Below are 14,066 nucleotides of genomic sequence, written 5' to 3'. Positions count from 1 at the left end.
CCCCAGGGTACATGTGGTTCCTCCCGTTTTCCCTTTATTGCCGGGCGAGGTTTTTCCTGGCGACCCGCCAGGAAAAAACTCGCCCGGCAGGAAGGGGGGACCGGGGGGCCCTCGGCCTCCCGGCGGGGTGGTCCAGGAGGGGCGGCGCCCCTCCTGGCCGCCGGAGGCATCTGCGTCACCGCAGCCGATCGGCGTAGCGGCGGGGCAGGCCCCGGGCGATAATCTTTTGCGCCACGGCCTCGATATCGTAGGGCACGGCCCGAATGGTCAGCATGCCGGAGGCATCGTCGTAGAGGCCGTATTTGGCCCGGTTGTCGCCGTCGCGAGGCTGACCCACCGCGCCGACATTGACGATATGGCCCTGGGAGAGCGCCAGCGGGTTGTCGCCAAGGGACAGTTCGTAGCGGAAAACGTCGCGCCCGGTCAGGCTTGCCGCCTCCAGCATGTGGGTATGCCCGACGAAGGAGACGCGTTCGGGCGTTCGGGCGAAGGCCCGACGCAGGGTCGTGTCGCCGGCCTCGAACAGGTACGTCGTGGTGTCGTTCGGCGGCAGGCCGTGGACGAAACGGCAGCCGTACAGGGCAAGCGAGGTGGGCAGCTCGGCGATGCGCGCGACAAGCTCCGGCGGCAGCAACTCCCGGGTGCGCACGAGCGCTTCCAGGGCCTGGGGGTTGAACAGGCGTTCCCGGGACGGATCGGCCACGGCCCATTCGTGGTTGCCGCGAACGCTCGGGATGCCGCGTCGGGCGAGCAGCCGCAGCACTTCGACCGGGTCGGGCCCGTAGCCGATATTGTCGCCGAGGCTCACGATGGCCTTCGGGGCATGCCGGTCGATATCGACCAACACCGCCTCGAAGGCTTCCAGATTGGCGTGGATATCGGAGACGATGGCCAGGAGCATGGAGGACAGTGTGGCAGCTTCGCCCGGACCGGGCAAGTCCCGCCGGCACAAAGAAGGACGCGACCTCGGGGCCTATCCTCCCGGGGTCGCGTCAGGGCGTGAGGGGTATGGTGCGGGGGTTTCGGAGAAGGTTTGCGGAAATATCGACCGAAATTCTAATTGAAGTGGGTGCGTTGCAGCCACTCCTTGATGACTTCATTCGGCGCGTACACGCCCTTGTTGCCGCCCTGCTCCTCCATGAAATCCCGGGCCAGATCCTCGGGGAGATCGAAGGTGGCCAGTTCCACGCAATCCTCGGAATTGCGCCGCACAAGGCTCAGTTCGGGCTTGCCGGACCAGGTGTTGACCACAAAATAGGTGGAGAAGTCGTGCTTTCCCGTGACCGGCTTATGTTCGGCGTACCAGGAGTTGTTGCCCCATTCCAAATACAGGGTCACAGCGTCTTCCGGGGTCATATTCCAATCGATGACCAGATTGGACAGATCGGTCTGGGTCTGCATGGCATTCCTCCTCAGTGCGGTTGCGGTCAACCGGGAACAGATGCGATTTCGATATGAGACAAAAATAATCCTTTTTATCCTTCGGTCAAGAAAAAAATGCGCTTTTCCTCCCTTCTTCCGAGGAAATGACGCTATCCAACCGTAATATTGGAGAAACAGGATAAATTTGCGGGGAAATGACAAGGGACCCGCTTGCCCTTCCCTGGATGGCCGCGCAAGGGCGTCCCCTGGCACAGCCAACGCGGGATGCCGTCTGCGTTGTTCCATTGGCCGGCGTTTGGTCGGCTGCTGGCGGCTGGCTGTTGGTCGCCTTGAGGGGGCGTGGCGACGTGCGGCGCATATTTGAAGAATACGCCTTCGCCGCCACGCCCCCTCAAGGCGACCAGATCACACGGCCCATACGCGTAAGCATTCCGGGCTCTGTCGCCGGGCCGGCTCGGACAGACGGCCAAGCGATCCATACGATACAGACAATTCCTGGTCGGTTGAAGCGCGCGTCACCCTTTCGGGACCTATTCCGCTCCCTCCCAAGATTCCGATTCTATTACGTTAATATAATTACATTTCATCAACACAATTGGTCTTACATTTAAAATTCATCCCCGTTGAAAGTTTTTGAAGGGGGTCCAGGGGGAAACTTTTTTCAAAAAGTTTCCCCTGGCCGCCGGAGGCCTCTTCACCAAAAAGAAAGGGGCGCGGCAAGACGGTGGTTACAGGCCGCCAGGGACAGTCCCGGGCTGGACGACGGGGCAGGCCGCGCGTAGGAACCCTGGGCTCCGGGGCCGCTCGGGCGAATTCTCCGCCCTCTTGAAACGAAAGCGCCCCGAAACCCCTGTGCCCGTCCGGCAGCCGGCGCGGCAGAGGTGGAAAAATGGCCGCAGACGAGCCGCAACGCCGGGACTGGCTCCCGGTCATCCTTTTGGCGTTCGCCACCTTTGTCTTCAATACGACGGAGTTCGCGCCCATATCGTTGCTGGGCGACATCGCGCAGTCCCTGGACGTGACCACGGCCAAGGCCGGACAGCTCATCACCATCTACGCCTGGATGGTTGCCCTCCTTTCCCTGCCGCTCATGCTTTTTTGCGCCAACATGGAGCGGCGCGGACTGCTGCGCAACGTGTTCCTGGTCTTCATCGCCAGCCATGTCGTTTCCGGTCTGGCCGGCAACTATTACGTCCTGCTGCTCTCGCGCATCGGCGTGGCCTGCGCCCATGCCGTGTTCTGGTCCATCGTCATCCCGATGGGCATCCGTGTGGCGCCGAAAAATTACGGGTCCCGGGCGCTCGGCATCCTGTCCATGGGATCGGCCGTGGCCCTGGTGATGGGCCTGCCGCTCGGGCGGGTGATCGGCCTGCATCTGGGCTGGCGCATGACGTTCGTCTGCATCGGCGCCATGGCGTTGCTCGCCATGGCGGCGCTCATGCGCCAACTCCCCGTGATGCCAAGCCGGCACGCCGGGAATTTCAAAAGCCTGCCGAGCCTTTTCAAACGTCCGGCCCTGGTCGGCCTGTATATCTTGACTGTGGTGCTGATCACCGGCCATTTCACGGGCTATACGTATATCGAGCCGTTCATCACCCGGGTGGCCCGGGGCAGCGAGGACTTCGCCACGCTGGTGCTGCTCGTGTTCGGCCTGGCCGGCATCGCGGGGTGTTATCTGTTCATCCGCTGTAACCCGAAGCACCCCTTGGCCACCTTTACCGTGCCGGTGTGCCTGACGGCCGTGTGCCTGCTGCTCCTGCGCCCCGTCATGGGGAGCCTGCCCGCGCTGCTGACGGTGTGCGCGGTCTGGGGCATGGCCATGTCCGCCGTCAATCTGGTCTTGCAGTACAATGTGGTGAAGGTGGCCCCGGACGCGACGGACATCGCCATGTCCATCTATTCCGGCATCTACAATATCGGCATCGGATCGGGAGCGTTGGTGGGGGGACTGGTCACCGTCCACATGGGTCTTGAGACCGTGGACAATGTGGCCGGGGCCATCGCCGTGGCCGCCAGCCTCTGGTGCCTGTATTATCTGCGGCGCGTCGGCTGATTGCGCCGGCGCGGGCGTGTTTCCCGATCTTCCAGGCTAGCCGCAGCGACGCAGCGCGGCCAGGGCGGCCCCGGCCTGGGCGGCCACGGTGGTTTCGGCAAGCTGCCAGCCGTCGTACAGTTCGAACGCGGCCGTGTCCTGCTCCAGAGCCGAAAGCGCGGCAAGCAGCGTGCGCGAAGGATCGGGCTTGATGCGGGCAAGCGCCAGACAGGCCAGGCCCCGGGCGGCCGGGTCGCAGTCGCCAAGCGCGGCCGTGATTTCTTTCAGGCCATGGGCGGCCAGCTCGGGTGCGGCCTCGGCCAGCCGGGCCACGGCCCACCAGGCCCCACGCCGCAGCGGCGCATGGTCGATGAACGTGCAGTCGCCCTCCATGTCCTGGACATAGGAGACGAGCACCCGGTGGTAGTCGGCGGCCAAAGCCGGGCAGACGGCCAGCGTCTCGCCCATGCATTCCGGAATGCCCCAGCCGATGTTGCCGGACTCCTCGTTGACGCGCCACATGAGGTTGCGCCAGACGTCGCGGGCGTCCTCCAGACGGACGGCGGCAATGTCCGCCATGGCCGCGCCAAAGGCGGTAACGGCACGCCAGCGCACAAGGGCGTCCGTATCGAGCAGCAGCGAAAAGAGCGTCCCCAGACGCGTCTTGGCCGCGATACCCGCCAGTTCCGCCAACCCGGCTTCCCGGCCGCCCAAAATCGCCTGCCGCACCCGCGCTATGAGTTCCCTACGCGATGACATGGAGTGTCCTTAAGGAAGGGAAAAAAGAGAGAAACAGTGCGAGAGGGGAAACCCTTTCAAGAAAGGGTTCTCCCCTCTCGCGCTCTCCCCTTCCTAAAGTTTTCAACTATGTTAGGCATCATCCTCAATCGGAGTCTTACCGTAACCGACACATATAAGAGGGTGAGCTTTTTCCCTTCGTTCAAAGAAAGAAAAGATTATAAGCCCCATTTCTCCCCCTTTGAAAGTCTTTTAAAAGGGGGTCCGGGGGGAAACTTTTCTTCAGAAAAGTTTCCCCCCGGATATCATATCTTTCCCCCTACTTGGCCAAAGCGGCTTCGATCTCGCGGACCATGTCGGGGTGGGGTTCGTAGCCGGTGGTGCGGGCGCGTTCCACGAAGTCCTTGGCCTTGGCGAACTCGCCGCGTTCCATGGCGATAAGAGCCAGGTTGTTTAAGGCCGGGCCGAACATGGGTTCGATCTCCAGGGCCTTGGTGCTGTGGAACTCCGCGCTTTCGAGATCGCCCTTCATGAACAGCGCGCTGCCGAGGGTGGCCATGGCCTGGACGTACTTGGAGTCGATCTTGATGGCGCGGCGCAGGGCCTTTTCGGCCTTGTCCACTTCGCCGCGCTGCAAATGCACGAAGCCGATGTTGCCGTAGGGCACGGCGAAAAGGGGCCGGGCCCGGCAGGCCTTCTCGTTCCACTCCAGGCAACCGTCGAGGTCGCCCTTGTTCATGGCCAGGCCGCCCAGCTGGACAAAGCCCTCGGCCAGGCCCGGCGAGCATTCCACGGCCTGGTGGAATTCCGCCTCGGCCTCGATCAGCCGCCCCTTGGCCACGTAGGCCGTGCCCAGGTTGTAATGGGACACGCCGCAGCCGGGGTTTTGCGACAGGCGCTTTTTGATTTCGTCGATGAATTCGTCGGGAGTCTGGGCGGTGTATTCCATGCGCGTTCCTTACCTCGGTTCTATTTGGTCGGGCCAAGTTCGGCGTCGACGCCTTCCCTGGCCAACAGTTCCTTGTACCATTTGCAAAAGGCGTACATGCCCTGGTGCTTTTCCGAGCCGTTCATGACCCCCATGCACACTTCCCAGGCGCCCTTGGCGAATTCGCCCGACGCGCCCTTGTGGGCGGCCAGAAATTCGTTGACCAATTGCTGGCTGGTGCGACGCGAGGCGTCCTCGCGTATGTCCAGGGGATCGTTGGGCTCCTGGAAGGGGTCCCAGGCATCGTAGCCGATCTTGTCGATGAAGCGGCGGCGACGGGGGCTCAGCTTTTCGTACATGGCGCGCTTGGCCGCCGCCAGATCCTCGGGCGAAAGAGCCATCTACTTTTCCCCGTCCGTATCGGCATCGGCGTCGGGGCCTGGAATCACCCAGGTGGTCGAGCCCCCGCAGGAGGCGCAGGCCGAAGACCCGGGGGCCTCGCCGCACGAGCCGCAGTTCGCGCCATTGGCCTGGGACGCCGCCTGGGGCGCCTGGGCCGCGGCCGGCGGGGCCGGCGGCATCTGCACCAAGTCATCCTCGGTCACGATGCCGAGATATTCCTCGTCGTATTCGGTGATAAGCGCCAGCGACACCGGCACCAGCATGTCGCCCATCAGCGGCAGCTTGGTCGGCAGCGAGGCCACCACGTCCTGGGACAACAGCATGAGCCTGTCCTGGAGCTTCTCGATCTTGACCGTGGGGTAGCGACCGCCCTGCTCGAATCCGGCCTTGCCGCAAATGTGGGCTTCGCCGCCGATCTCGAGGGGCACGCCGTACAGCCGGCAGGTGATGGGGCGGGAATGATACAGGATGCAGCGGTCGTCGTCGCCGAGAAGCGGGCAGCGGATGCGCTCCCGGGCCAGATCGGCCAGGATCTCGCGGGTCGGTACGCCCTGCTCGCCGGCCCGAAACGCCTTGCGCTTGAGCTTGTAGTGCTCGCGGTCGGCCGTGTTGGCCCGCTCCAGGATGGCGTCGCGCGCCGGCCCGGGGGGGAAGGCCTCGTTGAATTTATGGTTGAGGTGGAGGGCCTCGATAAAGGTCAGGTCGAACAGGGCATGGCAGCAATCGCTGCATCCCTCGCCGCAGGAGACCATACCGGGGCAGGCGTTGGCCACCTTGGCGAAAACGGCGTCGGCCTCGGCGGCAATGGCTTCGTAACGGGCAAAGGCTGGGGAAAAATCCAGGGGCATGGCTTGGGCTCCACGAACGTCCCGGGCCGTGCGCCCATCACGCGGCTCCGCGAGGGTCAAACGGCCCGGGCCGGAGACGGTAACGGGAGCGGACGGCGGTCGGCCACTCCCGTTGCCGGTTACTTGGCGATCTACTCTTCCTCGACGACGATGGCGTCCTGGTCGCAAACCTCGACACAGGATTCACAGCCCAGGCACTCTTCCATGTTCACGGCCACGGCCTTGCCGTCGCGCAACTCATAGACCTCGACCGGGCAGACATCCACGCATTCACCGTCGCCAATACACTTCTTCGTATCGACAATGACTTTGTATCCCATGAACAACCTCCGGGCAACAGAGCACAATAAACGTATTTTTTCCAAGGAATGGCGGCAGCTTACACGTGCACGCCCGAAAGATCCGGAAAAGTTTACGCAGGAGTAGCCCCGGCATGATTTCGTGTCAAGGGAGCCGGGCCGCAAGCGACGCGGCGTAGCGCCCCGGGGACGGGGACAACTTTTTTTCTTGATTTTTTACCGGGATCGACCGAACCGTGGGGGGGGGCATGTAACCGGCCACACTTTCATGCGTCTTCTCCATCCCCCTTAAAGAAATGATATTTTTTTAAAATAAAGCTCTAAAGTTCCTGGTGGACATGGCCGAAAGGAAGGATGAAGCCTAACTATAAACTTTTTCACGCAGGGATGCCTGAAAGCCAGGGAAGGCCATGGGCAAGCTCACCTACTTACAGCCGCGACGCGGCGATATCTCTCCGGTTCTGGTGCTGCTCACCTCGCACAGGCTCGACTGCTTTCTCGTCTGCATCCGTTGCCTGGAACGCTTCACCAGCCTCGACCGCTTCAAACACATCTACGTGATCGGCAACGCGCTTTCCCCCGAGCACACGGCCGTGGCCCGACGCTTCGTCGGCCGCCACGCCAACGCCACCCTGGTCGAGCGCGGACCGCGCGGCCTGGTCCCGGCCGTGCTGGCCGCCGAAAACGAAATCCTCGCCGCCCACATCGACGACGTCATCATCAAGATCGACGAGGACCTTTTCGTCACCCCGCACTGGCTCGAACATCTTATCGACGGCTACATCGACCACGCCGAGCGCCCCGACGTGCCGGTGGTCATGCCGCTGGTGCCCATAAGCCCGCCCGGCCGCCACGTGCTCAACCGTTTCCTGCGCGTGTCCTACCCGTCCGAGCGCCACATGTACGGCGGGCAGCCCATCGAGGAGAACTGGGTCTACCACCGCTGGATATGGGAAAAGCTGCTCCACGAGAACATGGCCCAGGTGTACCTGCGCGATGCGCCGGCCAAGTACGGCTATGTCAGCTACCTGACCATCAACTGCGTGATCTTCGACGCGCGGCTCATGCGCAAGGTGCTGCCCTTTTCCACCGCGCGGGTGGCCGGCCAGCCGACCAGCGACGAGATGGCCATCAACGCGGCCCTGGCCGCCGGCAAGCAGAAGGTCGCGGTGCTCGGCAGGAGCCTGGCCCACCACTACAGCTTCTCCAGGTGCGAGGACTACCTGCGCTCCCACGTGCCCCTCGACGAGGTCTGGCGCTACATGCAGGGAATAACCGAGATGCCGGTGACCACACGGCGTTGCCACGCCCCCACCGGCGGCGGCGACCTCAAGCTGCTGCGGGCGGGAGGATGAGGAGAGAAAGCGTTTTTGGAAAATGAGCCGGGGGGAAACCTTTCTTGCAGAAAGGTTCTCCCCCCGGACCCCCTTTCCAAAGACTCCTCACGGTTACAGCGTGATAGCGTTACACTGCCTGTAATCGTTGAAAGTTTTTGGGAGGGGAGAGCGCGAGAGGGGGAACCCTTTTTTCAAAAAGGGTTCCCCTCTCGCATCATCCCCCCTCTATACAACGCCCATGCGGGCGTAGTAGCCGCGGCCGTCGCGGCCGATCAGCATGATGACCTGCCGGTTCATGCGCGACAGGTACACGGCCCGGGTGAATTCCTTTTGTCCGGCGAGTTTTTCCCCGCCGATCTGCACCAGCACGTCCCCCGGGCGCAGGCCCAGTTTGGCCGCCGGCGATCCGGACGCCACACCGGTCACGGTCACGCCCTTGCCGACGGACACGGTGACTCCCCAGCGCTCCCCGGCCACGGCCTCGGCTTCCTTGTCCGTAAAGGCCGTGGGCACGGCGGAAAGGCGCGTATCCTTCTCGCCGCGCCGCACCGTCAGGGTGAGCGCGTCGCCCACGGGCGAGGTGCGCAGGATGCCCAGGTACTGGTCCTTGTCGTCGATGTCCGTGCCGCCGACGGCGGTGATGAGGTCGCCGCGACGCAGCCCGGCCTTGGCCGCCGCCGAACCCGCCGTCACCTCGGTCACCAGCATGCCGCGCGGCCGGTCCAGGCCGAAATAGCGGGCCAGACGCGCGTCCACGTCCTGGCCGGAGACGCCGAGCCAGGCCGGCGTCACGCCGTGGCCGCCGACGATTTGTTCCACCACCCGGCGGGCCTTGTTGATGGGGATGGCGAAGCCGATGCCCTCGGCCCCGGCCTGGATGGCCATGTTGATACCGATGACCTCGCCGGCGAGATTGACCAGCGGGCCGCCGCTGTTGCCGGGATTGATGGCCGCGTCGGTCTGGATGAGGTTGGCGTAGGCCCCGCCCTCATGTTTGAGCGAGCGCCCCACGGCCGAGATCACGCCCGTGGTCACGGTGTTGGTGTAGCCGAAGGGATTGCCGATGGCGATGGCCGTCTCGCCGATCATGATGTCGGAGGAATCGCCCATGGTCGCCTGGGGCAGGGGTTTGCCGCCGGTTTTGAGGCGCAGCACGGCCACGTCGAAATCCGGGTCCGAGCCGACCAGCGTGGCGTCGAGCACCCGGCCGTCGAGGAGCCGGGCCTTGATGGACGCGCCGCCGGCGATGACGTGGGCATTGGTCAACACGAGCCCCTTGGCCCCGTCGATGATCACGCCCGAGCCCAGGCTTTCCTGGGTTTCGTGCCGGGGACCGTTCAATCCCGGGCCAAAAAACTGGCGGAAGAATTCGTCGTTGAAAAAGGGTCCCATGGCCGGGCCGCGCCGCTCCACGGTGCGGGCCGAGGTGATGTTGACCACGGCCGGGGCCACGGCGCGAACGGCCGTGACCACGGGCGTCACCCGGGCTTCGCGCCCGGCCAGGGCCGGCGGGGCGGCGCACAGAAGGGCCAGGACGCACAGAGAAAACGGGAAAAGACGTCGCACGAAAAGCCTCCGAGCGGGAAAATACGGGAAAAGGGAAAAAACGGCGGACCGTCAGCTGATGGGAATGCGGCGGCGCAGGAGTTCGGGCCGGACCTTGGGCACGAGCACCACCAGCACCCCGTCCTTCATCACGGCCGCGATCTCCACCCGGGACACGCCCTTGGGCAGGGCGAACCGGCGGCAAAAGGGGCCGTAAGACCGCTCGAGGACCTGGTACACGCCGCCCTCGGTTTCCTTGGCAAAGGCACGCCGACCCTCGACCACCAGAAACCGGCCCCGGGCCTCCACGGAAACGTCCTCGCGGGACACGCCGGGCAATTCCAGCACGACGCGGAAATCCTCGGCCGTTTCCACCACGTCGGCCACGGGCTGCCAGGCATAGGCGGCGTCTTTCGTACCGGCCGGTTCCAGGACCATGCCCTCGGCCTCCGCCCGTATTTCGGACAGGGCCATCCACGAGCTCCACTGCAGCTTGGCCATACGCGGCTCCAAAAGGCCGGGGAAAAGGTCCCCGGGCTGTGCGTCAATCCTTGACCGAACGTTTGCCGGCGTCCCAGTCGGCCTGGGGCACGGCTTCCTCGACGAGCATGATGGGGATGTCGTCGCGCACCGGGTAGACCACGCCGCACGGTTTGCAGGCCAGGCCTTCGCCGTCGCCGAGGACCGTGAGCCCGCCCTTGCACTTGGGGCAGGCCAGAATGGTGAGCAGATCGGGATTTATGGTCACAAGAGGTCTCCTTTGCGAGAGTGTGGGCCAGTGATAGCCAAATCGGGGGCCGGGCGCAACGGAGGTTCACAATACCGCCACACCGGGCTATGCTTGTTCCATGGCGCTCATTGACCTGCACACGCATTCCACGGCCTCGGACGGCACCCTCCCCCCGGGAGAACTGATAGCCCTGGCCGCGAAAAAGGGCCTGGCCGCCGTGGCCCTGACCGACCACGACACCCTGGCCGGCCTGGCCGAAGCCCGGGCCGCCGGCCGGACATGCGGCGTGGACGTGGTGTCCGGGGTCGAACTGTCCGTGGCCGACGGGGACAGATCGGTGCATCTGGTGGGCCTTTTCCTGCCCGACGCGCCCGGTCCTCTGGCCGAGGCTCTGGCTTATCTGCGCAACCGCCGCCACGACCGCAACCGACGCATCCTCGACAAGCTGCGCGAATGCGGCATTCCCATAGAATACGACACGGTCACGGCGCTGGCCAGGGGGGCGGTCGGCCGGCCGCACATCGCCCAGGTGCTCGTGTCCATGGGCGCGGTGACGAGCTTCAAGGAGGCCTTTACCCGCTACCTCGGGGCGTACGGCCGGGCCTACGTGCCCAAGGACAAGCTGCCCTTTTCCCAGGCCGCCGCGCTCATCCACGACGAAGGCGGGCTGGCCGTCCTGGCCCATCCCTACATCCTGGGACTGAACGGTCCGGGGCTGGCCGAAACGGTCGGGCGCTACCGCGACGCCGGGCTCGACGCCATCGAGGCCTTCTACCCCGAGCACTCCCAGGCCCAGACCCTTGAATACCTGGCCCTGGCCCGCAAGCTGGGGCTCGGCGTCTCGGGGGGATCGGATTTTCACGGCGACGCCAAGCCGGAAATCGAGCTCGGACGCGGCCGGGGCAATCTGCGGGTGGACATCTCCGTCCTCGATCTGCTGCGGGCAAGGCAGGCCAAGCGCAACGCCGGGCTGATCCCGGGCGGCGAAAAAGGGCTTGACCAACCGCCCGGGGCAATGTAAAAAGCGCCTCTTCCCTATCGGAGGTCAAACCTATATGTACGCAATCGTTATGGCTGGCGGCAAGCAATACAAGGTCCAGGAAGGGGCCACCATCACCGTGGACCTGCTTCCGACCGAAGCCGGCTCCCAATACGTTCTGGACAAGGTGCTGCTGGTTGGCGGCCCCGAGGTCAAGGTAGGCGCGCCCTATGTTCCCGGCGCGGCCGTGACCTGCGAGGTGGCCGGGCACGTCAAAGGCAAGAAGATCACGGTCTTCCACAAACGCCGCCGGCAGGATTCCCATAAAAAGCAGGGCCATCGCCAGGGCTACACCAAGCTTACGGTGCAGTCCATCCAGGCTTAGGCCGCAGTTTTCAAGGAGCCCCGACATGGCACATAAAAAAGCGGGCGGCAGTTCCAGAAACGGCCGCGACAGCGCCGGGCAGCGGCGCGGCGTCAAGCGCTTCGGCGGCCAGCAGGTCGTCGCCGGCAACATCCTGGTGCGTCAGCTCGGCACCAAGTTCCACCCCGGCGAGGGCGTGGGCATGGGCCGCGACTACACCCTGTTCGCGCTGGTCAACGGCGTGGTGAAATTCGAGAAGTATCTGCGCAACAGGCAGGTCAAGACCCGGGTGCTGGTCGTTCCGGCTTCCGACACGACCCAATAGCCTTTCGCGTCTTTTACGCCTTTTTTTCGCGGGCGGGGGGGAGTTCCCCTCGCCCTTTTCGCGTTGGGCTCCTCTTGCCCGGCCGGGCGGTTGCCCTTTGCACCGGGGATGCGTACTTCTGCAGACGACCATCCGGCCCCTAAACGGATCGGCCGGTTCGGCCGATAGGCAAGGATGGAGGACCCATGGCGGAACAGGGGCACAAAGCCAATATCATCATCAAGCGGGTAAAGAAGATCTCGGCTGGCGCCCATGGCGGCTCGTGGAAGGTCGCCTATGCCGACCTGGTCACGGCCATGATGGCCTTTTTCCTGCTGATGTGGCTTCTCAACATGGTGCCCCAGGACAAAAAGGAACAGCTCGCCTCCTATTTCAACGACTTCAGCCTGTTCCAGAATCCAGGTCCCTCGGCCCAACTGCTCGATTCCGGGGGCCTCGGCCCGCCGGGCGCCATTGTCGGCAGCCAGGACGAGCGACCGGACGTGGCCATCGACCGGAATGGCAAGGCTCCTTCCGGCGGCAAAGGCCAGGATACCGGCGACCTCGACGGCGGCAAACACCTCGACGCCAAGGGACGGGCCGAGGCGGCCAAGGCCGAGGCCGCGGCCAAGGCCCTGGAAGGACAGATCGAACAGGCTTTGGAAAAAGCCGTTCCGGAACTGGCCAGCCAGGTGTCCGTCACCCAGGACAAGGACAGGGTCCGCATCGAGATCATGGACAAGGCCGAACGACCGCTTTTCGATCTCGGCGGCGTGACGCTTCTGCCCGACGCCCAACGCATCCTGGCCGCCGTCACCGACGTCATCAAAAAGGAAGGCATCAAGGTGGCCATCGAGGGCCACACCGACGCCTACCGTTATTCAGGCACCTACACCAACTGGGATCTTTCCGCCGGCCGGGCGCTTTCGGCCAGGCGGCTGATGATCCAGCAGGGGCTTTCCCCCGACCAGGTGGCCGCGGTCACCGGGTATGCCGATACCAAGCCGTATGTGCCCGGCAACCTGTACGATCCGAAAAACCGTCGCATAAGCCTCCTGCTCTACCGGGAGCCCAAACCCGGCGAGAAGGCGGCCGGCGGCACCGGCGGCGTCAGCGGCACCGGCGGCGTCAGCGGCACCGGCGGCACGGAAAAAAGCAAGGCTGTGGTCACGCCCAAGACGCCGGACGTGGGACAGGTCCTGGAGCAGCAGATCGACAACCTTTACGACCGGTCGACCGAGAGCCAGTTCTAGGCCCGGCGACTCCAGGGCGAAGCTATGTTCGCAATCATCGGCATCCTCATCGTCATCGGCTGCATCCTGGCCGGTTTCATCATGGAAAAAGGCAATTTCGACCTGCTCCTTTCGGCCGCCCCGCCGGAGATGCTCATGATCGGCGGCGGCGCGCTGGGACAGCTGGTCCTAAGCGCCCCCAAAGACGTGCTCGGGGCCACCTTCAAGGGCGCACTGTCCATTTTCGGCGGCATGACCACCAGCAAACCCTACTACCTGGAGCTTCTCATCACCCTGTCCGGGCTGTACATGAAGATCCGCCGCGAAGGCCTGGTGGCCATCGAAAAAGACGTGGAGCGGCCGGCGGAAAGCCCGATTTTCAGCAACTTCGCCAAGAACAAGAAAAACCACGAAGTGCTGACGTTTATCTGCGACACCATGCGGATATTCTCCACGGTCAACATCGAGGCCCACGAATTCGAGAGCATCATGGACGCGGACATCGAGGCCACGGTGCACGAGGCCCTTGTCCCGGCCCATGCCATTTCCAAGACCGCCGACGCCCTGCCGGGCCTCGGCATCGTGGCCTGCGTGCTCGGCGTCGTTTTGACCATGGGCAAGATCAACGAACCGGCCGAAGTGCTCGGCCACAGCATCGGCGCGGCGCTGGTCGGCACGTTTCTCGGCGTGCTCATGGCCTACGGCTTCGTTGCGCCCATCGCCACCAACATCGAGCACCGGGCCAAGGAAACCGAGGCCATTCTGCTGACGGCCAAGGCGTCGCTGACGGCCTTCGTGGGCGGCAACCCGCCGCCCGTGGCCCTGGAAGCCGGACGCCGGGCCATCCCCATCAACAAGCGCCCCACCTTCGAAGAGCTGGAAGAGGCCATCAAGATCAGCAAGGGCAAGTAGGCGAGCAGGCGTCGGCCGTTGCGGGAGGCCCGG

The 14,066-nt window shown here is 64.3% G+C and carries 17 protein-coding genes; 7 read left to right on the top strand and 10 right to left on the bottom strand.

Features of this window, described 5'->3' with window-relative positions:
• Positions 1-175: 175 nt before the first annotated feature.
• Together ACMZ6R_RS15155 and ACMZ6R_RS15150 are read right to left on the bottom strand one after the other, a co-directional pair.
• Positions 176-937: a metallophosphoesterase family protein gene (locus ACMZ6R_RS15155; RefSeq protein ID WP_416112936.1), complete on the bottom strand. Its 762-nt coding sequence runs from the start codon at positions 935-937 to the stop codon at positions 176-178.
• Positions 938-1,056: 119 nt separating this feature from the next.
• Positions 1,057-1,401 (bottom strand): DVU0772 family protein, encoded by a 345-nt coding sequence (locus ACMZ6R_RS15150; protein WP_416112934.1) that lies wholly within the window; start codon positions 1,399-1,401, stop codon positions 1,057-1,059.
• Between the two features lie 871 nt (positions 1,402-2,272).
• Between ACMZ6R_RS15150 and ACMZ6R_RS15145 the strand changes: the two genes are divergently transcribed.
• Positions 2,273-3,436: a sugar transporter gene (locus ACMZ6R_RS15145; RefSeq protein ID WP_416112932.1), complete on the top strand. Its 1,164-nt coding sequence runs from the start codon at positions 2,273-2,275 to the stop codon at positions 3,434-3,436.
• Between the two features lie 36 nt (positions 3,437-3,472).
• Here the strand turns inward: ACMZ6R_RS15145 and ACMZ6R_RS15140 are convergent, their stop codons facing one another.
• The 5 genes from ACMZ6R_RS15140 to ACMZ6R_RS15120 all read right to left on the bottom strand — a co-directional run bounded on the left by ACMZ6R_RS15140 (position 3,473) and on the right by ACMZ6R_RS15120 (position 6,651).
• Positions 3,473-4,174 carry a DVU0298 family protein gene (locus tag ACMZ6R_RS15140; protein ID WP_416112930.1) on the bottom strand — a complete coding sequence of 234 codons (702 nt, stop codon included), beginning with the start codon at positions 4,172-4,174 and terminating at the stop codon, positions 3,473-3,475.
• Between the two features lie 298 nt (positions 4,175-4,472).
• A complete protein-coding gene (locus ACMZ6R_RS15135) occupies positions 4,473-5,102 on the bottom strand; it encodes a tetratricopeptide repeat protein (RefSeq protein ID WP_416112928.1) in 630 nt (209 codons plus the stop codon).
• A 20-nt stretch (positions 5,103-5,122) separates the two neighbouring features.
• Positions 5,123-5,482 (bottom strand): hypothetical protein, encoded by a 360-nt coding sequence (locus ACMZ6R_RS15130; protein WP_416112926.1) that lies wholly within the window; start codon positions 5,480-5,482, stop codon positions 5,123-5,125.
• Positions 5,483-6,331 carry a YkgJ family cysteine cluster protein gene (locus tag ACMZ6R_RS15125; protein WP_416112924.1) on the bottom strand — a complete coding sequence of 283 codons (849 nt, stop codon included), beginning with the start codon at positions 6,329-6,331 and terminating at the stop codon, positions 5,483-5,485.
• 131 nt (positions 6,332-6,462) lie between these two features.
• Positions 6,463-6,651 carry a ferredoxin gene (locus ACMZ6R_RS15120; RefSeq protein ID WP_416112922.1) on the bottom strand — a complete coding sequence of 63 codons (189 nt, stop codon included), beginning with the start codon at positions 6,649-6,651 and terminating at the stop codon, positions 6,463-6,465.
• A 389-nt stretch (positions 6,652-7,040) separates the two neighbouring features.
• On the opposite strand from ACMZ6R_RS15120, the gene ACMZ6R_RS15115 reads away from it, so the two are divergent.
• Positions 7,041-7,985: a glycosyltransferase family 2 protein gene (locus tag ACMZ6R_RS15115; RefSeq protein ID WP_416112920.1), complete on the top strand. Its 945-nt coding sequence runs from the start codon at positions 7,041-7,043 to the stop codon at positions 7,983-7,985.
• Between the two features lie 207 nt (positions 7,986-8,192).
• Here the strand turns inward: ACMZ6R_RS15115 and ACMZ6R_RS15110 are convergent, their stop codons facing one another.
• The 3 genes from ACMZ6R_RS15110 to ACMZ6R_RS15100 are packed head-to-tail and all read right to left on the bottom strand — an operon-like array spanning position 8,193 to position 10,260.
• The gene (locus ACMZ6R_RS15110; protein ID WP_416112918.1) at positions 8,193-9,533 is read right to left on the bottom strand and encodes a trypsin-like peptidase domain-containing protein; all 1,341 of its coding nucleotides are present in this window, start codon (positions 9,531-9,533) and stop codon (positions 8,193-8,195) included.
• Positions 9,534-9,584: 51 nt separating this feature from the next.
• Positions 9,585-10,013, bottom strand: a complete 429-nt coding sequence (locus ACMZ6R_RS15105; protein ID WP_416112916.1) for an Hsp20/alpha crystallin family protein — start codon at positions 10,011-10,013, stop codon at positions 9,585-9,587.
• A 43-nt stretch (positions 10,014-10,056) separates the two neighbouring features.
• The gene (locus tag ACMZ6R_RS15100; protein ID WP_416112914.1) at positions 10,057-10,260 is read right to left on the bottom strand and encodes a Trm112 family protein; all 204 of its coding nucleotides are present in this window, start codon (positions 10,258-10,260) and stop codon (positions 10,057-10,059) included.
• A 100-nt stretch (positions 10,261-10,360) separates the two neighbouring features.
• Between ACMZ6R_RS15100 and ACMZ6R_RS15095 the strand changes: the two genes are divergently transcribed.
• From ACMZ6R_RS15095 to motA, 5 genes are all read left to right on the top strand, one after another.
• Positions 10,361-11,263 (top strand): PHP domain-containing protein, encoded by a 903-nt coding sequence (locus ACMZ6R_RS15095; RefSeq protein WP_416112912.1) that lies wholly within the window; start codon positions 10,361-10,363, stop codon positions 11,261-11,263.
• Positions 11,264-11,297: 34 nt separating this feature from the next.
• Positions 11,298-11,606 carry a 50S ribosomal protein L21 gene (gene rplU, locus ACMZ6R_RS15090; RefSeq protein ID WP_416112910.1) on the top strand — a complete coding sequence of 103 codons (309 nt, stop codon included), beginning with the start codon at positions 11,298-11,300 and terminating at the stop codon, positions 11,604-11,606.
• A 25-nt stretch (positions 11,607-11,631) separates the two neighbouring features.
• Positions 11,632-11,910: a 50S ribosomal protein L27 gene (gene rpmA / locus ACMZ6R_RS15085; RefSeq protein WP_416112908.1), complete on the top strand. Its 279-nt coding sequence runs from the start codon at positions 11,632-11,634 to the stop codon at positions 11,908-11,910.
• 185 nt (positions 11,911-12,095) lie between these two features.
• Positions 12,096-13,142, top strand: coding sequence for a flagellar motor protein MotB (locus ACMZ6R_RS15080; protein WP_416112906.1), 1,047 nt, complete (start codon positions 12,096-12,098; stop codon positions 13,140-13,142).
• Between the two features lie 24 nt (positions 13,143-13,166).
• Positions 13,167-14,033 carry a flagellar motor stator protein MotA gene (motA, locus tag ACMZ6R_RS15075; protein ID WP_416112904.1) on the top strand — a complete coding sequence of 289 codons (867 nt, stop codon included), beginning with the start codon at positions 13,167-13,169 and terminating at the stop codon, positions 14,031-14,033.
• Positions 14,034-14,066: the final 33 nt, after the last annotated feature.

The organism is Solidesulfovibrio sp. C21 (assembly GCF_047785625.1).
Taxonomy (GTDB): domain Bacteria; phylum Desulfobacterota; class Desulfovibrionia; order Desulfovibrionales; family Desulfovibrionaceae; genus Solidesulfovibrio.
The sequence above is the reverse complement of the archived record's forward strand: the minus strand, read 5'-3'. Positions and strand labels throughout refer to the sequence as shown.